General features: G+C 38.7%; 9 protein-coding genes and 2 pseudogenes. 3 read left to right on the top strand and 8 right to left on the bottom strand.

The window, feature by feature from the left end:
- Window positions 1–118: 118 nt before the first annotated feature.
- Window positions 119–820, bottom strand: coding sequence for a GntR family transcriptional regulator (locus ORH16_RS12275; protein WP_265459127.1), 702 nt, complete (start codon window positions 818–820; stop codon window positions 119–121).
- Between the two features lie 220 nt (window positions 821–1,040).
- On the opposite strand from ORH16_RS12275, the pseudogene ORH16_RS12270 reads away from it, so the two are divergent.
- A pseudogene (locus tag ORH16_RS12270) lies at window positions 1,041–2,711 on the top strand (oleate hydratase).
- Between the two features lie 340 nt (window positions 2,712–3,051).
- Window positions 3,052–4,884 (top strand): type 1 glycerol-3-phosphate oxidase, encoded by a 1,833-nt coding sequence (gene glpO, locus ORH16_RS12265; RefSeq protein WP_265459126.1) that lies wholly within the window; start codon window positions 3,052–3,054, stop codon window positions 4,882–4,884.
- A 122-nt stretch (window positions 4,885–5,006) separates the two neighbouring features.
- On the opposite strand, the gene ORH16_RS12260 is transcribed toward glpO, so the two are convergent.
- The 6 genes from ORH16_RS12260 to ORH16_RS12235 form a co-directional block, all read right to left on the bottom strand.
- Complete coding sequence (locus ORH16_RS12260) at window positions 5,007–7,022, bottom strand: class C sortase (RefSeq protein ID WP_265459125.1); 2,016 nt, start codon at window positions 7,020–7,022, stop codon at window positions 5,007–5,009.
- Window positions 7,023–7,235: 213 nt separating this feature from the next.
- Window positions 7,236–8,987, bottom strand: a complete 1,752-nt coding sequence (locus ORH16_RS12255) for a SpaH/EbpB family LPXTG-anchored major pilin (RefSeq protein WP_265459124.1) — start codon at window positions 8,985–8,987, stop codon at window positions 7,236–7,238.
- A 27-nt stretch (window positions 8,988–9,014) separates the two neighbouring features.
- Window positions 9,015–10,262 carry a pilin N-terminal domain-containing protein gene (locus ORH16_RS12250; protein ID WP_265459123.1) on the bottom strand — a complete coding sequence of 416 codons (1,248 nt, stop codon included), beginning with the start codon at window positions 10,260–10,262 and terminating at the stop codon, window positions 9,015–9,017.
- A complete protein-coding gene (locus tag ORH16_RS12245) occupies window positions 10,259–14,755 on the bottom strand; it encodes a SpaA isopeptide-forming pilin-related protein (RefSeq protein WP_265459122.1) in 4,497 nt (1,498 codons plus the stop codon). The genes ORH16_RS12250 and ORH16_RS12245 overlap by 4 nt, the downstream gene beginning before the upstream one ends.
- Window positions 14,756–15,749: 994 nt before the next feature.
- A complete protein-coding gene (locus ORH16_RS12240) occupies window positions 15,750–16,859 on the bottom strand; it encodes an ABC transporter ATP-binding protein (RefSeq protein ID WP_265459121.1) in 1,110 nt (369 codons plus the stop codon).
- A 187-nt stretch (window positions 16,860–17,046) separates the two neighbouring features.
- Entirely contained in the window at window positions 17,047–17,925 is an 879-nt protein-coding gene (locus tag ORH16_RS12235) for a helix-turn-helix domain-containing protein (protein ID WP_265459120.1), read from the bottom strand.
- Window positions 17,926–18,100: 175 nt separating this feature from the next.
- On the opposite strand from ORH16_RS12235, the pseudogene ORH16_RS12230 reads away from it, so the two are divergent.
- Window positions 18,101–19,624: pseudogene (locus ORH16_RS12230) on the top strand (AMP-binding protein).
- A 75-nt stretch (window positions 19,625–19,699) separates the two neighbouring features.
- Here ORH16_RS12230 and menC read toward each other — a convergent pair.
- The gene (gene menC, locus ORH16_RS12225) at window positions 19,700–20,812 is read right to left on the bottom strand and encodes an o-succinylbenzoate synthase (protein ID WP_265459119.1); all 1,113 of its coding nucleotides are present in this window, start codon (window positions 20,810–20,812) and stop codon (window positions 19,700–19,702) included.
- Window positions 20,813–20,822 lie beyond the last annotated feature (10 nt).

Raw genomic sequence — 20,822 nt, 5'->3', positions numbered from 1 at the left:
ATATTTTTTTGTGATTGTAAACGTTTTGCAATCTGAAAAAATTTTAATTATTACTTAAAATTGCGAAAATCTTAGCGAGAAAAAACTATCCCAAAAAATATTATGGGATAGTATCTGATTAGGTTTCGTATTCGATTTCATAAGGATAAGCCGTCGTATCGTAAATTGCTAAGGAGTATTCTACAATTTTGCCGTCAAAGTCAATTGATTGGCGGTTACGCTGCAGAGCGATTTGGCTGTCGGTTTGCAAAATCTTTTTTTGCTCCTCCGTCAAAACAATTGCAGAAAAACTATCTTTAAAGCGTTCAATTTCAAAGCCATTGCTGTGGAGTAATCGATACAAAGAAAAATCAGCAAAATTTTTCTGATCTATTTTTTTGACATTGCCTGGTAAAAAATGCTGGATGTAGATAAACGGCTGTTGATCAATAGCATAAGTCCGGCTTAGATAAAGAGCCTTGGCACCAAAATATTGAAACAGCGAATCGTCTTTCGTCAATTTTAAAGTTTCAAAGTCCAGCGTCTTTTTTTCAACATTTTTATCTGAACGCTCTAAAATATCGGTAAAGCTCGCCGCCCGTGACAATTTATTATAGGGGCGATTATTGATGACGGTCGTGCCCTTACCGCTTTTCTTTTCGACATATTCATCGGCGGCCAACAGTTCAATCGCCTTACGAATGGTAATCTTACTGACTTGATATTTTTTTTCCAGCTCGGTTTCAGTCGGCAACATACTATTTAAAGGATAGACTCCGGCATAGATGGCTTCCCGCAGCTCATCTGCAATTTCTAAATATAAAACGCGATTGCGCTTCATCGGCTTACCTCCAGCTTCTTTTCTTTATAAAAGATTATAACAATATCTTCCTTAACTTGCACAAAATTTTTCTCAAAATTTATTTTTTTGACAGATTGGTCTATATGTCAAAATCAACAAGGCTATCATTTGCCATAAAATGCTCACAGGACTACTCTTAACTTAGCAAAAGAAAATTGCTGACAATGATCTAAGTGAATCAGAGAAAGAAGGATGCTTTATGCAAAAAGCTTTGATGATTGGAACAGGTATCGGAAATTTAGCAGCTGGCATTTATTTAATTCGTGATGGCGGCTTTCAAGGCAGCCAAATTACAATGTACGGGTTGGAAACCCATGGCGCTAATGATGGCAACACAGTGGCGGCCTATGAAGCTGAATATAGCAACTCAGCGTTAAGCAACAATCGTGGTTATTTAGCTAAGGGCGGCCGCATGTTAAACGAAGAAACTTATGAAAATCTCTGGGATATTTTGCGCTCTGTCCCTTCTTTAGACCATCCCGGTCAAAGTGTCACAGATGATATTTTGAATTTTGATCACGCTCATCCAACCCATGATGTGGCTCGTTTGATTGACCAATTTGGTCCGCGGACTAAACCAAATAAAGATAATTATGAACACATGCAATTTAATAATAAGGACCGAGCATTGCTGACAAAGCTGATGTTAATGCCTGAAAGCAATGAACAAACCTTAAACAATATCAGCATCAGCGAATGGTTTAAAAATTCTCCCCATTTTTTTGAAACAAATTTTTGGTATATGTGGCAAACGACCTTTGCCTTTAAACGGGCTAGCTCAGCCATGGAACTGCGGCGTTATATGAACCGAATGATTTTAGAATTCAGCCGCATCAATACATTAGCCGGCGTCACCCGCACGCCTTACAATCAATATGAAAGTATTATTTTGCCAATGCGCAGCTATTTGACAGACCGGGGCGTTACCTTTGTCAATAATATTAAAATTACTGATTGGGATTTCAAGGATACCCCACTGCAGGATGATATCATCGTGACCGGCCTACATTATCAAAAAGTTGACGATGGCGAAACAGGAATAATTCCAGTAGCTGAAACTGACTTGGTTTTTGATACAAACGGTTCAATTACGGATAGTTCTTCAATTGGTGATTTAGAGACTCCCGTAAAAGAAAATTTTGAATATGCGCCAAGCGCTATGCTTTGGAAAAAAGCCACTGAAAAATTTTATTCTTTAGGACAACCGGATAAATTTTTCAATGACCGCAGCCAAAGTGAATGGATGAGTTTCACTGTAACGACCGATAATCATTTTCTCGTTGATCAAATTTCCCGGATTACCCAACAAGAACCTGGTAATGCTCTGAATACCTTTATCCATAGTACGCCGCTTCTTTCAATCGTCGTCCATCATCAACCGCATTTTAAAGCGCAAAAGCCAAATGAAACAGTTTTTTGGGGTTACTTTATGTACCCTCGTCGCAACGGTGATTATGTGTAAAAACCAGTCATTGAAATGACTGGTCGGGAAATGCTGACGGAATTATTAGGCCATTTAGCTGCAGTGGATCCCAGCAATGATAATCTACGCAACCATCAAGAAGAAATTTGGAACTCAGTCGTCAATGTGATTCCTGTGATGATGCCTTATGCCAGTGCCCTCTTCAACCAAAGGGCCGTCGGTGATCGTCCGGCTGTCGTGCCGACTCACTCGAAAAATTTGGCTTTTATCAGTCAATTTGTGGAAATGCCCTTTGACATGGTCTTTACTGAACAATATTCTATCCGAGCAGCACAGGTTGCCGTGTATACTTTTTTAGGCATTCCGTTAAGTCAGTTGACAACCCTTCATCACTATGAAAAAGATCCAAAAATTTTGGCCCGGGCCACAAAAACAATGTTCCGTTAAACTTTTTCTCAGAAAGTAGGTGTCCAAATGAAAAAATTGGCAATCGTTTCAAAGGCACTAGTCATTGGTTCTGCCATGACCATCACCATCGCCGTCTTGACAAAAAAATATTTTGATTCGTTAAATGAATAAACTAGCTTGCTTTTGCTAGTCAAGTATCAGTTTTTCAACGAGAATCTGTCGCTAAACAGTTTAAAAAAACTATTCAGTTGCAGATTCTCTTGATTCACTGATACTTTTTTTATAAAAACTTTCTCAGACCAAAGCCGATTAGTTGTCCCAATCCTTTGCAAGTATTACACTATAGAAAACGATTTCATTTTAGAAAGGCGGAATAGTAATGGCTTTTTCAAAGAAGACCCGAACAGATTCAATCGCTTATTTAAAAGAACATCCCGTTGACTTATTAATTATCGGTGGTGGTATTACCGGTGCCGGTGTCGCAATTCAGGCAGCTGCGGCGGGAATCAATACTGCTTTAGTCGAGATGCAGGATTTTGCTGAAGGCACCTCCTCCCGCTCTACCAAACTTGTTCATGGCGGCATTCGCTATTTAAAAACTTTTGATGTAGAAGTTGTCGCAGATACTGTAAAGGAACGGGCAATTGTCCAACAAATTGCCCCGCATATTCCAAAACCCGACCCGATGATTTTACCGATTTATGATGAACCCAATGCAACGTTTTCGATGTTTTCTGTTAAAATTGCGATGGACTTATATGACCGCTTGGCCAATGTAACTGGCACAAAGTATGAAAATTATATGATTGACAAAGCTGAAGTATTAAAACGTGAACCACAATTAAATGACAAAAATCTTTTAGGCGCTGGCGTCTATCTGGATTATCGTAACAATGACGCGCGCCTGGTGATTGAAAATATTAAACAAGCCGCAGCAGACGGTGCCCATCTGCTCAGCAAAGTTAAAGTCCTAAGCATTACCCATGATGCTAACGGTCAAGTAGATGGCGCGCTTGTTCAAGATATTTTGACGAAAGAAGAATTTAAGATTACCGCCAAAATTGTCATCAACACAGCAGGACCGTGGTCAGATTTAGTGCGTCATTTGGATGACAAGGCTGAAAAAATCAGCCACCTGCGACCAACTAAAGGTGTGCATTTAGTTGTTGATAGGGAAAAATTAAATGTGCCTCAGCCAACTTATTTTGATACTGGTAAAAATGATGGCCGGATGGTCTTCGTAATTCCCCGGGAAGAAAAAACTTACTTTGGAACAACCGATACAGATTATCACGGAGACTTTGCCCATCCGACTGTCACCCAAGAAGATGTTGACTATCTTTTAGAAATAGTCAACCAACGTTATCCCCATGCTGATTTAACCATTCATGATATTGAAAGCAGTTGGGCAGGCTTGCGGCCGCTCATTTCAGCCAATGGAAGTTCTGATTATAACGGCGGCACTAAAAATCATTTGTCCGACGAAAGTTTAACAGCAGTTGTCTCAGCTGTAGAAGCCTATTTAAAAGATCAACAAAAACGTGATTTAGTTGAAAAAGCCGTGGAAGATGCCCACGGAAAAGAAAGTGAAGCCGCAGCCGGCGATAATCCTTCGGCGGTATCTAGAGGCAGTGACTTGACAGAAGCCGAAGATGGTTTGGTGACATTATCCGGAGGCAAAATTACTGATTACCGACTGATGGCTGAAGGCGCCTTGAAATTAATAAAAAAAATTCTACAGGAAAAATATCAACAAACGGTTGAATTAATTGATTCCACTCACTATCCAGTGTCCGGCGGTCAGCTTGACCCAGCAAATGTTGACGAGGATTTAGAAAAATTGGCGGAGTTAGGTGGAAAAATTGGCCTTTCTTCAGCTGATGCTAATTACTTAGCTAATTTGTACGGCTCTAATCTGAAAACTGTCCTCAGCTATGACGGCGACCTGTTTCCTGGTTTAAATCGCAGAGAAAGTATCAGCCTGCGTTATGCTCTAGCGGAAGAAGCCGTCTTAACTCCAGTTGATTTTCTCTTGCGGCGTACTAACCACATCCTCTTTATGCGGGACAGCTTAGATGCGTTAATTGAGCCAGTAGTAAATGCACTAACGGACTACTTTAACTGGACTGAAAAAGAAAAAAATTTTTATCAGGATGAACTTTCCGCAGTGATTGCTGAATCCGATTTACAGGAACTAAAAGCCAATAATTAAAAATTAAATGAACTAAAAATAAAACCCAAGTGCTTTATATAGAAGATAATCCTTGCTACGAATTTCTTCTATTATAAAGTACTTGGGTTTTTTGGTATCTTTGAAATTTTTTTGTCGGCTGACTACTTCAAATTTTTAATTCGCAGCAGATAATTATGCCATGTTCGCCAAATAAAATACAAGTATACAACTGTCACTACAATTAAGAAGCCGACTAACAAATAATTTTTGGCTTGTCTAAATTGTGTAGCACTATCAACAGTGGTAGCCACTTCTTCAGTATAAGGTACACGATGCCCACGGACCAAAAGGCGGTGGGAATTTATCATATACGGCGTACAAGTAACTAGCGTAACTATATCTTCTCCCGGGACAATCAGGAGGCTTTCAGTTTCATCAGGCAAAACCGTTTCAATCTGATTAACTTGATAAGCCAATTTTTCACCTAAAACCTTTAAGACAAAGACATCCCCTTCAACCAACTCCGGCAAATCGGTAAACAATTTTTTTTGTGGCAATCCTCGATGAGCCGAGATGACTGCATGAGTATTGATTCCACCAACCGGCTGAGAGGTACCTCCCAAAACCGTTGCACCAATGTCTAATAAAGAATCACTAGTTGTGTCAAATAACGGAATTTCCACAGAGATTTTAGGAATCGAAATGGTGCCTAATAAATGTTTTTGATAAACAGTTTGACTACCACTTTCAGCAGCTGTAAACGGGTCACTATCTGGATTATTGCCCTCTTCAGCTAAACGTTGATTCACTTTTGCTAATTTATTCAGCTGTTCTTGTTCATTTGAAAGCTGACTGTGATAGCGGGCCAAACGTTGCTGATCAATCAGATTATTGACAGCATCTGAATAAAAAGGATAGCAAGCCACCAATAAGCCTGTGAAAAATATCAGCCCAATTCCTAATTGTTTCAGCAAATTGAATCTAACAGAGCTGGCCTTTTCCTGTTTGAAGGCAGCCTGCTGTAAAAGATATTTAAGTGGTAAGCCTTTTTTTATTTCAAGATACTTTTTAGGTTTGCCCTTTAAAGTAAATTCCTGATCGGCTAACTTTCTTATTTTCGCTTTTAAGATTAGTCGCGTTTCCTTTTTTCCTTGCAGTGCTACCCAATACTTACCGCCGGGGATTTCAGTAAACAACACTTCACCTTGGGAATTGATCCGTTGCTGAGCCGCTGGAATTGGTAGAACACGTCCTTTACGATCAGTCAGTAAAAAAATGGCTTTGCGCTTATTTTTAACAAAAAAACGCAGATTATAACAGCGGCTCGCGGACCGGTAAAAAATAATTTTGCGCCAGAGCCAACAGCCAAACAGACTAAGAAATGCCAAAATTGACAGAAAAATTAAAACCAAGCGATAACGATGATAATTTTGCGTCTGTTGAATCGCTTGATTCATCTCCACTTGATAAGGGATACGAGAACCAGTGACTAATAAGCGATGGCTATTTATTCCATAAGGTGTGCAGGTTAACAAGGTTACCAAATCTTTATTTTCAACAATCTCTAAATCCGTAAACTCTGTAGGCTCAACTTTTTTGATATTCATTACCTCATAAGCAAGGCGTTCTCCTAAAACATCGATGTAAAAAAAATCACCTTGTTTCAGCTTCTCTAAATCCGTAAATAATTTTTTTTCCGCTAAACCAGTGTGTCCGGTAATCACCGAATGGTTGCCCACCCCACCGATGGGATATGAAGTTCCCTGCAGCAGAGTAGCACCTTGTTGTAATAATGTTTCATTAGTCTCATCAAAAATCGGCAGACTGACCTTTATTGCCGGGATATAAATTGCGCCTAAAGAATGTTCTTCTAAATAACTTTTATCAGGGTTTTCTATCTTGCTGACGATCGCCTCAAAGGGGTCTTCCACCAAACCGAGTCCCGGCACGGCGGTCTTGGCATTCTCAGTATTTTTTTTCTGCAGCTCAGCTAATTTGGCAGCCTGTTCTTCCCGATTTGTTTCAGCTTCTTTTTGATATTGAGTAATCCGCTGCTGATCAATAAAATTGTTCAAGGAATCCACTACAAAGGGGTAAGCAAATATTGCAGCTCCTGATAAAAATAGCACTGCCATCAATAATTTTAGAATGAAATTAATCGAAGCGTCTTTTTTCATCAGCTACCCTCCCGTGTTTTAAACTTTTAACTGTCATTTCATATTTTTAGGCAAAACTTAATTTTTTTCTGAAAATTAAATTGTCTCACTTATTCTATGTACGACTTCCGTTTGCTCGTTTGTCATTTAAAAATAACCGGTCCAAGCTTTGCTCTGCGCCTTTGGACCGGTTATCGGTTTTCATTCAATTTTTATTTATCTTAAAGTTTATTTTTAAGCTTTGACGGTTCTTTTAGAATTTTTAAACCAAAGGTAAGAGCCAATCATCATACCTGTTCCAATGACTAGAAAGGCCACAATTCCTGCGCCACCAGTAGATGGCAAAGTCCCTTTTCTGGTATTAGAAATAGTCACGTTCTCAGCCTTTTCAACGCTGACAGCTTCTTTATCATAGGTTCCCCAGGCAACGTTGAAGTTCGTATATGCACTCTCGCCATTTGGTAAAGCATAGCCTTCAGGGGCAACAACTTCTTGCATTTGATAGTTGCCATATTCTAGGCCGACTACATCAAAGGACCAGTCCTTACCACTTCCTGTATCAAAAGCTGTTGCCATAAAATGAGTAGCATTCGGAGCTGGATCTTCATCAGTCCCTCGGTCATTCCAACTGATGTTCGTCGCAGCAGAAGAATAGTTTTCCATTGCGTCAGCCCCATTATAAAACACAGCATATTTGCTTCTATCAGTATTCCATAAAATAAATTCTGCTCCTGCTAAATTGTCTTGACTAGAACCGTCAATTTTTTGGAACTTACGACCACCGGTTAAAACTTTTTCTTCTGGAATAATATCTTTTTGATAGCCAGTTTCGCCTTCACGACCAATGGTGATGGTTGCTTGGTTATCATGGAGCATATCCGCTTGAACTGTTGCCGTTAAAACCATGTTATAACTCAAGGTTAAGGTACTACCAGGAGTTAATTTTGCTAGCGTGTCAGTATTCGCAAATCCAGTCTCAGCATTTTTAGTCAAGATTTCTAAGAGGAACCCACCATTTTCTTCTGTAATAATGTAATCAGTGTTCAACACTAATTTGGTATTACTAGTCGTATCAACGACTTCTAATGAATCTGTCACGTACTTCAAGTTTTCTGTTGGTACATCGACAATTGTAAAATTAGTGATGACTGGTGACTGGTCGGTATTTACATCTCGAATGAAATAAGGAATTGGCGAAGTAATTTCATAAGGAAGTACCACACCTTTTTCTAAATCAACGACTTTAACTGTTGTTGTCCCCTCTCCCTCTTTCACTTGAATCTCAGTGATTTCACTAGGGTCAACGGCAATTTTCTTGGTTGGTGTTTGCTGTTGGTTTTTCGCATAAAGATGAACTTCATTATTGAAGGTATCTAAAAACGAACCATCCCAAGCGCTGCCTTCAGTAATACTTGGCATCATCACTGGTAACAAAATGACCATTGGCGTAGCAATAATTGAAATATCTGCCGGAGAATAGGTTTCGACAAACATCAATACTTTATCCCGATTAAGGCCATCAGTTGTTCTAACATTGGTAAACTCAACCAGACCATCTTCGCCATTGACATTAGCTGTCGTTTTAGTTTCTAGTGCAGTGGCCCCGTTGACTACCCATGAAGCATTCCAATTATCTTGAATAGCTTGAAGTGCATCTGCTGAACTTAAGCCATCACCCGCTGCTTCTGTTTGTGGATCGTCCTGCAAAGCATTATAGTAAATATTGGTAACATCGTATAAAGTAAAATCAACTCCGTTTAAGCCGGCACCACTAAAATCCATTTCTAAGCCGGTGTTTGGCGTTGAGGACGGAATTCCTGTTTCAGTATCCCAAACTTTTTTATGCAGTGTAAAAGAAATCTCACTTGGCTTTTCCGTCACTGCAGCCGCTTCGGCTGTCGTTGCCCCTGCCCCAATAATTCCCGCCAATAGCGGTGCTGCCACTAAAAACGCAGCAATTGATCCCAATAATTTTTTTCTTTTCATCTCTTTTCCCCCTCATGGATAAATAATCTATTTTATTTTTGAATCTCTAATACCAGTTGGTCTTTTCTTCAAAAAACAAGCAACACCAAGCAACATTATCCCAAAGATACTCATTAGTGATTTAACTGCTCCAGTATCTGGTAGTTTCCCACCATCTTCTGTTGGTGGAATCACCGTTTTTTCGTTATAAACTCGCGGTTCTAGCTTTTGATAGGCACTATCGGGAACTTTTCCCGAAGCCAATTCATCCATTGAATAACCGTTAACAGTAACATATAAGGGATTTCCTTCTTCATCCTGCCAACTCTCAGGAATGACGACTTCAATTTCTTTATCGGCAGCTGTTATTTCGTAACCAGCAGCCGTCGTCAGTTCTTCAAAATAATAAGTCCCCGAAGGCAGATAGCGTTCATTAGTACTTACTACTCCATCTTCATCTGAGATAAATTTTGTCACTTCAGAATCTGTTAATGGATCACTTGAAGCAAGCCATTGATTATGAAGATCACTAACTTGACTTTGCTGGAGATAAAGCTTATTTCCATCTACCAGTTGATAAAGTGCAAAAGTGACTCCCTCTAACGGAGTCAAGACATCACTGCCGGCAGTCCGTCCCAATTTAAAAAAATAAGGATCACGAATATAGCCAACATTTTTAGGATAAATGTGAATTTCTTGAAGCTCTGTTAGTGGATCACGGGGATCCATAATTGGCAATATAACTGCAATCGGAATTGCTCTAGCATCAATGTCGACATTAAAGCCAACACTGGCATCAACTTTTGTTTCAACAACTAGATACACACAATCTAAGTCGCCGCTTTTTTTTGATAAAAAGATTCTGCCTGTCCCCCGACCATATTCATCATCAGTAACAGTCGTCACTGGACTACCGATTACTTGCTGCAGATTTTCGGTTTCAATCAGTGCTTGAACTTGATTTTGATTTAAACCACTGATTTTTTCGACAAAATCAGCTCCTGAATCAGCATCTTGATAGTAATAATCGGTTAAATTGTAGATTAAAAAATTAGCCCCATTTAAAGGTGTGGCTTTAGTCACCACATCAACACTTTCCCAATCCTCTTCACCAATGGGCAGACCATCGTTTTGATAATCGGAAATCTCATCAGAAACAATATCTCTGGCAATATACTTATGCAAAATCAGTTCCACTTGATCATAATTTGTGGTTGCTTGAGCTATGGCTTCTTTAGCACCAAGGATAGTCAAACTCAGTAGCAAAACGGAAAGAAAACGAAGAATTTTTTTCATGAGCGTCTCCTCCTTTGATTCCGATACACATAATACAGTCCTATCAGCAGCATTACTCCAAACAAACTAGCAGCTATCAAGGTAAATATTGTCCTGCCGTTTCCGCCGGTAGCCGGTAATGGGAACGTCGGATCATTCTCCACATCAAAGCTAACTACTAACTTAGTTATATTACCTACCTCATCAGTGACCTCCGTCAAATTGACTAGCTGCTGACTATTTTCGATTTCAAGGCCAGCGTCATCAAAATAGGTTAGCTTGCCACTAATTTGACCTTTTTCAACAAGTTCACCGTCAACTATTTTATTACTTTCCTGTTGGCTCACTTCTAAAACGATATGACCAGGAACACTTCGGTAGCCTTCTGGTGTCGCCACTTCGTAAATTTTGTATTTACCAAGTTCCAGCGGCTCCAATTGGTGCAAGGCTGAATTTTCTGGCGGATTAGTTAAGCGAGACGGATTACCTAAATCTTCATTGCTGTCTGTCAGTCTGACATATTCAAAGGTTGCTCCCTCCAGAGGTCGTTGGGTATGACTGTCAATTTTTTGAAATTCAAGGGCTAGCTGAAGCTCATTTTTGACTGAGAGGGTTAAGATTTTTTCCTCTTCTACTGTTGATAATTCATACTGATAACCCTCTCCAAGCGTCGCGTCTCCGTTAAAAGTAAACGTCCCGTCTGTATTTAAGGTAAATTCAAATTCGGTTTGGGCTACCGTATAGCCCAAGAGACCATCAACTTCTGTAACTGTATAAGTTCCAGGCATTAATTGAAGTCTTCTTTCAAAATTTAAATCTCGATACTTTTCGGCAGTCTCACGATTTTTAGCATAGAAAACTCCTGTTCCTGTTTCATTGAGTATTAAGCCACTGCTATCATCAAACCCGTTGATTCCGCTATAGGCTTTGAAATATTCTTGATTAACATCTTCTTTACGCACCAACTCAAAGCCGACTCCTGTAATCGCTATGCCATTTTGATCAACTTTACGAATTTTAAAATCACGATTAGTCATTTGATTGGAAATATCAAAATTAAGTTGAATCAGTGATTCGTCTTCATTAAGCAAATCTGCGTATTTAGATCTTTCCCACTCGTTCTCACCCGCACCATTTTGTTGATATTCAATTTGTTTATCCTGATAATTCAAGCGAACATTCCAATAATCATCCGGCCCCGGTTTGGCATAGCCGTCTGGTGCTTTAGTTTCCACAATTCTGAAATTTGTAAATTTTTCATTCAAAGCTTCTTTAAGATAAACTGGTTGATTCTCATTGGAAAAAGTCACTTTACCAAGATCATCTGAGATTCCTTTTCCAATTACCTTGTATTCCCCAGTTTCCTTATTTTCCTGTAGTAACTCAAACTCAGCATTTGGCAATCCAGTATTAGTTCCCTCAATCACTTTATTAATTTCAATTTGAATCGGTTTCATTTGATTAACTAAATCCAAATTGACATACAAATGATCAAACTCTTGATAGCCGCCTTCTGTGGGATCTGTCAAAGTTTGAACAATCGTAAAAGTATGATTGTCACCTTGGTAGTAACCTTTCCAGACATTTTCTGAATTTTCGTCTTCGCCATACTCTCCAGAAGTTGGCTCAACTAGCTCAAAATGATTTAAGACTTCCCCTTCACTAGCTATTTCTTTGCGAATGGTAAAGGCTAGGTAATCATCCATTAATTGATAATAAGCCGGACCAGAAATTTCCTTCACATAATAAGTGGGATAAATTTGATTGTCCTCTGAGCTAAATTGTTTCTTTGAGCTGGCCAAACCTTCAGTGTCTGTCAGCATATATTCAATTAGTTCGTATTCACCCTTCTCATTTTTTTCGTAAAGGCCTAAAGTAATACCAGATATACCATTGCCGTGTTCATCCGTTTTCTTAAGATGTAAGTTCCGTTCTTTCCCGATAAAGCGAATTGACGGCGCCGGAATATACATACGATTAGTCTTTTGTGTTTCTTCATTTTGATAATCTTTTTCATTCACGAGATAGGCCTCATCATTAACGGTATAAAAATTACCATTTTGGGCACTGTCATCAAGCTTCGCTTGATACCTGATACGCACCATGTCACCTTCTCCTAATGAAATTCCATCAAATCGATAGGCATGATTTTTTTCAATTGAGCCTTCAGGTTCATATGCGGTGGGATGGGCAACCACATCTGGTTGGATGCCGTGCTGACTTTCAACCCATTCGACTGGTTCTTTGTATTTTGTCGTTTCGCCGTTGTTATCATTTTCATCTAAATGCCAATAAGTAATCTCAGAAGCATTACCGGGGTTGTACAAGGAAACATTTAAACCTGTGGCATCATATAAAGTAGCATTAGTGATGGTTGTCTCAAACTTTGAGACAATTTGTGTTAGTGCATCAACTAACTCCTCTTGCGAATCAGCTCCATAATAATAAGAGTTCTCACTGGCATTAGTCACTTCAGATTCGGGTTTTAGATCAGCAATATTTTTCAAAACATTGCATCCTAGCGCATCCTGTATCCCACTGTCTCCAGATTGATTGCCATTTAAGCCAATTCCGATACTGTAGACTCTAGGGGTAATCCCATATTCCTCCGCCATTTTGTCTCGTTTCCAATGGTGATAAGCAATGGTCTGAACGGCATTTGCTTTGTTATAGGAATTAGTAGTGGCATTACCGCTTCCGTACCAGTAGCCGGAGACCGTAGTGTTTGTTTCTTCTCCATAGCGATAATACCGGCGATTGGTATTACTAGGTCTTTCTGAGGTAGCAAACTCTGTTGGATAAAGTTCATTTGCTGCAAAACTTGAGGTTAAGTTATTATTAGCTTGGGTTTCATAATTTCTGATAAAACTGTTACCAGTATCATTGGTCCAATAGTTTGCCGCTTGCGCAGCTACAGTCCATTTATCAAAACTAGCTGAACTACTGGTATTTGTTCGAAACCCGCTGTAAGAAAAAGTTGGTGTACCATCGCCAACGACTATCAAAACTTTTTCTGGATTTCGACCAGCTGAGCCATTGTCCCGATACAAAACTTCATAGCCTTTATTGATTCCTAATGATAGTGGTGTCCCTGAATTATTATAGGCTTGATTCGTCAAAACAGGAGACTTCAAAACAGTTTCTCTGTTATTGGTTAAAGCCAGCTCTGATGATTTGACCCTGTCGACTCCTTCACTACCAAAATCCACTAAGCCCACGCGAATATCTAAACCAGCTGTATTAAAAAGTTTCGTAATCGTCGAAGTGAGAGCCGTTTTCATAGCGTTATCTTTTCTCACACCGTTAATGGTTGTCGCCATACTGGAGGAACGGTCCAAAACAAAAACAACATCAATTGGCAGCTGTTCTTTGATGGTACCGCCGATAATATCGATATAAACATTGTAAATAGTTGTATCATCTTGATTACCTGCGACATGGTCAGTAATCGGTTCAACCCACTTTTTCATGTAAGCTCCGCCATAGTCTAGATAGCTATTGGAAAAAGTCTGCTCACTACCCCACAGTTGAATATTTTTGGCAAAACCATTGGCTGTTTCAGCTTCTTGACTAGCTGTATAATCATAGTTTCGCCAATTTGCTCCGCCAGCGACTATTGTATTGTCAGTGATACTGTCCTCATCACTGACAATATCTCCTAGAATGTTATACAACTCCCCTTGAATACCTGTATAAGTCCCATCTTTGCTAAAATCATTTGCTGTGTCATAATTATTCGTTGAAATCAAAGGATAGCGTCGCTGCTTGTTGCCCTCGTCTTCAGCATATTGATATGGAAAAGGATCGCTCTCAGAAAATGGCGCCAAGTTAGTTGGTAAAATTAAATTTTGTTGTAAATCTTGCTGAATATTTTGGTCGCTACTGCTTTCTATGCTAGACTTCGTTTGACCTTCAACCTGGGTTTCATCTTCTTTTGTTTCAGTAGTTGTTTCAGCTTTAACTGTGCTTGCCGTTTTAGATTCTTTTACAACCTGGCTTTCTTCTTGATCAACTGCCACTACTAAAGGTAATTCACCTTCCGTCACCGTTTTACTTAAAGTGAAATATAATTTGCCTTTTTTGGTAAGTGTTGAAAATCCCTCACTGTAATACCAATCTAAATCACTTTCATCATTTGCGGCTTTCATCGTTGCCAACTGCTCATGATCTTCTTGACTTGTCATCAATCCTTCACCACGGATATTTGATACTGACCCAAATCCGCTGTCTGCTAAGGCGTTGTTATCAATCGCTATCCGCAGTCGACCTGCAGTTTTAGATGCCTTTTTTTCAAACTCAACTGTCCATTGATAGTCAGTCTTTGTCTCGATAAAAGAAGCGGTCACAGTTGCGTAATCCTCATCTAAAACTGTTTGACTGTCTGACGAATCGACTTGAATTGTCAGCTGCTCTTCAGCAATAGTCCTTTCATAGGAAACTACCGAAGCAATCCCTTGGCTATAAGGTAAAAAGATAGCAAAAATTAAAAGAAAAGCCGCTATTCGTTTTTTCATTCCCTCACCCCTTTGTTTCTGAAAAATCTCCCAAACAATTTACCACAATATAAAAAAACAAAAATCGAAAAAATCCACAAAATTTTGAGATTATAATGAAAAGAACCATTATAATCATTTTCTTCACAAATATATATTACGCAAAAACATCTTCACTCACATTTTAATTCGTCAATTTTCTTCAACTTATATATTTCAGATATGTGCCGTCGATGATAGAACTTTTTTGTAATAACTATAATTTGAAAAACAAACTCAACAAATTTTCTTTATTAATTTGTAATTTTTACGCAAAAATAGCGTTTTAGAAGTTCGTAACCATTAAAAAGAATTAATTAAACAAAATTCTTAAGTTATTTTTCATAAAATAATTATATGTTACGCATTCACAATTATCAATACATTTTTTTCAAAAAACAAGAAATTTTATTTATCAGTATAGATAATTTAAAAAAACATATGTATTTTTATCAAAATAAAAAATGAACATCTCTTTATTATCAATGGCTACAGACTCTTATAATTAATTTTTTCACAATTTTAAATTTATAATTTTAAAAAAAAAATTTCCAAAATGGAAAAACGAAAGTGAAAAGTAGTTTTTAAATAGCTATTTAATTAAACAATTCGATTTATAAAATAACATATAATAAAAATGGAATAAAATTAACTTCATTGTTTTATATCAGGTGAATATAAATGTTTTCATAAAAATAGAATAATTTATAAAGAGATATTTGCTTAATTCTAAAAATATCCCTACCATCTAGAAAGCTTAAAGTGAGGAATTAACGAGCAAGTGTATGAAGGCAAAATTTCCCAAAATTTTGTAGGAGGATATTGAGGATTTTTTATTGGGCTGCCGGAGAATAAATTGGACTAATTTAAATCAATGTTTCAGTTCAAACCATTTAAAAACCGAAAAAGAGTCTCTCCAAAAGGAAAGACTCTTTTTCGGTTTGTTATTTAGAGGTAAAACGAAGAAGAAACAAGTTTAAAAGGTGATGCGTTGTTCAGTTTCTTTGTCAAAGTAATGGCTCTTATTCATATCAAAGGCCATCTCAACAACTTCACCAGGACGGTGGAAGTCACGGGCGTCAACTTTTGAAATAAATTCATGAGCGCCAACTTTAACATACAGCATACTTTCAGCACCAAGTAATTCAGATACGACAACCTCTGCTCTTACTTTTGCTTCAGGGTTAGAATCCAAAATAATTTGTTCTGTGTGAACATCTTCTGGGCGGATACCAAAGGTCATATCTTTGCCTTCGTAGCCCATATCCTTCAAGACTGCATAGCGGCCTTCTGGAATTTTCAGAGAGAACTGGCCATTTTTATCAACAGCATAGCCGTCTTTAATTTGAACATTGAAGAAGTTCATCGCAGGTGATCCGATAAAGCCGGCAACGAAAACATTGACTGGCTCATCGTATAATTCTGACGGTGAACCAATTTGTTGAATGAAACCAGCGTTCATAATAACAATCCGGTCGGCCATCGTCATCGCTTCTGTTTGGTCATGGGTTACATAAATTGAAGTTGTGCCGATTGATTGATGCAATTTAGCAATTTCAGCCCGCATTGCAACCCGCAATTTGGCATCCAAGTTTGACAAAGGTTCATCCATCAAGAAGACTTTTGCATCCCGCACGATAGCCCGTCCCAACGCAACCCGCTGACGTTGTCCACCAGATAAAGCTGCTGGTTTCCGTTGTAAATATTCGGTTAAGCCTAAAATTTCAGCGGCATTTTCAACCCGCTTTTTAATGTCAGCTTTATCGTATTTACGTAATTTTAAACCAAACGCCATGTTATCATAAACAGTCATGTGAGGATACAAAGCATAGTTCTGGAACACCATCGCAATATCACGATCTTTTGGTGCTACATCATTCATGACCGTGCCATCAATCACCAAGTCGCCTTCTGTAATATCTTCAAGGCCGGCAATCATCCGTAAGGTTGTTGATTTACCACAGCCGGAAGGCCCTACGAAAACGATAAATTCTTTATCCTTAATATCTAAATTAAAATCTGTTACTGAATAATTTTCAGCATTGTCATATTTCTTGTAAACGTGTTTTAAATTAATATCGACCATTTCACTTCATCCTTTTCTATAACTGTCCAATTTTTAAAGAAAACTTTTTTGTTGTTTTATTAGCTTTCTTCTTGATGAATTCAGTTTATGATAAAATCGCTTTCAATTCTATGTAAAGGTGCACAAAAAAAACTTCCCAATTTTTGTGCACTTTACATAAAAGCGCTTTTACGGGAAGTTTCATTAGCTATTTTTGATTTTTTAAAGTTAGTAAATACATGAACGCCAAGTCATCCGGCTTCTTTAAATTAATGCCACTTTGCTCAGCAATCTTTTCCACCCGATAGTTGATCGTATTGCGGTGGGTGAACATTTCTTTTGCGACGGAGGAAATATTGCCAGAAAAGCGCCACATCATCTCAACTAATTGAGTAAATGAATCGTCAGCCAGCAGCATTTGTTTCGAAAAATAATTGGCAAGCTTACTGACCGCTAGCTTATCTTTAGTGTAGTAATGCAGGGCTACGTCGGCAAAATGAAAAATGCGTTGATCATGCTTTGTCTGGACCTCTTCTAAAAACATTTGCCGTTCCTCATTAAAAAGTCCGGGAATATCCTCTTGGTCTTGATAAAATTCACCGACAAAAACCGTCGACTCTAGTGAAAAGTCATCATCTAAGGTTGTGAAAACTCCTTCAATTTCATCTAATGTAAAACTATTTTTGTTTTTTTCTTCTACTAAGATAAACTCTTGATCTGTTATAAAAAAACCATCGACAAGCTTCGGGAAAAATTCTTTTAAGCTATCCTGCCACAATTTTTGATAGTCATTCAACTCCTCCAGATAAGCCACACGGATTTGCAAAATCCGAAACTGCTGACCCTTTTGCGCCAATGGAGTGCCTTCAAATAAAATACCATACCATTGATGAGGAATCTGTCTAGTAGCCAATTGACTTTGCGGTAGAAATGCCTCTAATAAAGCCAACTCTCGCTCACTCAGCTCGCTGCGTTTCAGCCACAGAAACTTCTCTTGATAAGGCACTCCGATAAAGCCCGAATCCTGTGGTGGGAAATCAATAATTTGCGCTGTGGGAAAGATTGCTTTCAAATCTGTCTGTGTCATGTTTTGACCTCCATTACCTTTTTATCATAACTAAAAACAGCCAAATTGCCAATCTTTAATTTTTCTAAAAAGGTTAGAAAATATCTTTTTTCATTGTGAAAAGTTCATCTATATTTTTTAAAATATGTTATTATATCCAAGTAACTTATCTTGACGAAGGAAGTGTATTTTTATTTTGGAAGCATTAGTTTATCAGCCCTAAAACCTTTATTCGAATTTTCGCGATGCCACACAAGCAACGCCTGACGTGGCCATTTATCACGATGAAATTTTGCCGGCTTTTCCAGAATTAGGTTATGAAAGCAATTATCAAAAGAGTCATACTGCCATCTTACAGCGGGCCTATCAGTTGGCGGCCTTAGGAGTCAGAGCTGGTGATAAAGTGATCATCTTTAAGAGTCCCAAATTTGATACCTATCTTTTAGCAGTGTCAGCTTCATTTTTAGGCGCTGTGCCGGTAATGATTTCCTACCATTTTCCAACAGCAACGATGGAAGTTTTTGTCGAACGCTTAGACGACCCTTTCATTGTATTTGATGAAGTCACTGAAGGTCGTGTGAAGAAAATTAAAAACAGCAGCTCGGAAAAACAGATTGCCGTGCGGGATTTAGTTTTGCAAACAGCTGCGCCGGTTCCACAAGTTGAGCTTGACAATGATGAGATTGCCTATATGACCCATACCTCAGGCACCACTGGCATTCCAAAATTAATCTGCCATTCTTATCACTCAATGGGTTGGCGGACGCTTTATCAGCGGACAGTCTTTACAAAATTGCCGGTTAAAGAACTGATTGCTTTTCATATTTCACCTGTTCATTCTCGGTTTAACATCGGTATTTCTTCATTAATGGCGATGGGCTTTCCGATGATGCCATTGGCGAATGCTTCTGGCAGCCATGTTGTGAAAATGCTGCAACAATATCCAGCGATTGCTCTAGAAACGCATCCAAATAATTTTGTGCAATGGGCTTTTGTTGCCGAAGAACACCCCGAAGCTTTTGCCAGCATTCGCTATTTGCATTCAACCTTTGATGCTATTAATAATAAAACGATGGCAACTTTTTTGAAGGCCTCCCAACAGGAAAGGCCAGTCTTTTTACAAATTTACGGTCAAAGTGAATGCGGTCCAATGATTTATAAGGCCCACACTTTAGAAAGTTTAAAAACTAATGATGCTAGAGACATGGGCATTGGTTTAGAAGGACTGACTCAAGCACGTATTGCCGACCCTGAAGGTAATGTTTTAGGTAAGAATGTTGATGGTCACATTCATTTTCTTTCTAAGGGCCGAGCTTTAACCTATTATAAAGAAGATGCTCGCTTTGAAGAAAATGTTTATGGTCCGTGGTGGGATACTGGCGATTGGGGAATGATTAATGATCAAGGCCATTTATTTTTAAAGGATCGCCAAGTCGATTTGATTGAAAATATTAATAGCAATCTGGCCCTTGAAGATTATTTACTAGATACGTTGGATTTCTTAGCAGAAGTTGTAATTGTTCGGGACAAAGAAGACATGCCGCAACCAATCTTGGCTTTGGCACCAAATAGAGAAATGAATTGGGATGCTTGGTGGCAAAAAGTTGCAGATTTACCTCATCTGAATTCTCCAGAAATTTGGGATTACGACGCTATTCCCCGCACGGCAACCATGAAAGTTCAACGCCTGCAAATTGAAAGAGATTATAAAAACAAATAAAAATTAACTGCCGGCCATCTAGTCGTTTTTTGCCCAATAAAAATTGAGCATCGTCGACTAGATGGCCGGCAGTTTTTAAGCTTTATAATAAAGTTGATAGCCTGTTGACCATTTTTTCAAATGGTCCCAATCCAATTCAACCCCAAGTCCCACACCCTTTGGAACTGGTAGACTGCCAGCAATCATTTTTGCTGGCTCTTTGACAATATCTTCAGCAAAATAACGATCAGAAGCCGAGATGTCACCAGGGAAATTAAAACCCGGTTGACTGGCAAACTGCAGATTTAAACTGCGACCAACCCCAGATTCAAACATTCCCCCAAGCCAAACAAGGATATCCTCATTAAGACAAAATTCGTAAATTCTTTGAGCTTCCTGTAGACCGCCCACCCGTGGAATCTTTAAATTAATTGCTCGACAGCTGTTTAAGGCGACAGCAGTTTTGACATCCATTAAGCTGCGAATATTTTCATCTAAGCAGATTGCCGTTTGCATTTCTTTTTGCAAAATAGCATGCTCAGTAAAATCCCTTTGGTTAAAGGGTTGCTCTAGCATAGTCAGATTCAGCTCGTCCAATTGTTTTAGTTGCTCTAAGTTCTGAAGCGTATAGGCAGAATTAGCATCCGCCATCAAAGTTAGTTCAGGAAATTTTTGCCGAAGGGCGGCTAATGGCTGATAATCATAGCCCGGCTGAATTTTTAATTTAACCCGCTGATAACCCGCTTCCAGATAATCAGCAACTACCGCCAACAATTGCTCGGTCGATGGCTGCATCCCGACACTGACACCGACAGGCAGCGTTGGGCGGCTGCCGTGTAAATAAAAACTGAGATTCTGTTGATTTTCTTTGGCGTATAAATCCCAATAGGCGGTTTCTATAGCCGACTTTGCCATATAGTTTCCTTGGACTACTTTAAAAATTTCAGTGATAGTCTGAGGTTCAAAAATTTCCTGCTGAACTAATAGAGGAAGCAAATTATTTTCGATAATTTGCCGAGAATTCATTAGGGTTTCTTCAATGTAATCCGGATTTTCAAAGGGAACCAGTTCGCCAATCCCCTGCTGACCCTGTTCATTTGTGATGATAAAAATATCAAAGGCCTTCTCCCGCAAAAGCCCGTAACTGGTTTTGAAGAGTTGCTTCAAAGGGAGACGAACTTGATAAGCTTCAATTTTTTTGATTTTCATCTGCTTTCCT

Origin of the sequence: Enterococcus sp. HY326, assembly GCF_026157065.1 — a bacterium.
Taxonomy (GTDB): domain Bacteria; phylum Bacillota; class Bacilli; order Lactobacillales; family Enterococcaceae; genus HY326.
The sequence above is the reverse complement of the archived record's forward strand: the minus strand, read 5'-3'. Positions and strand labels throughout refer to the sequence as shown.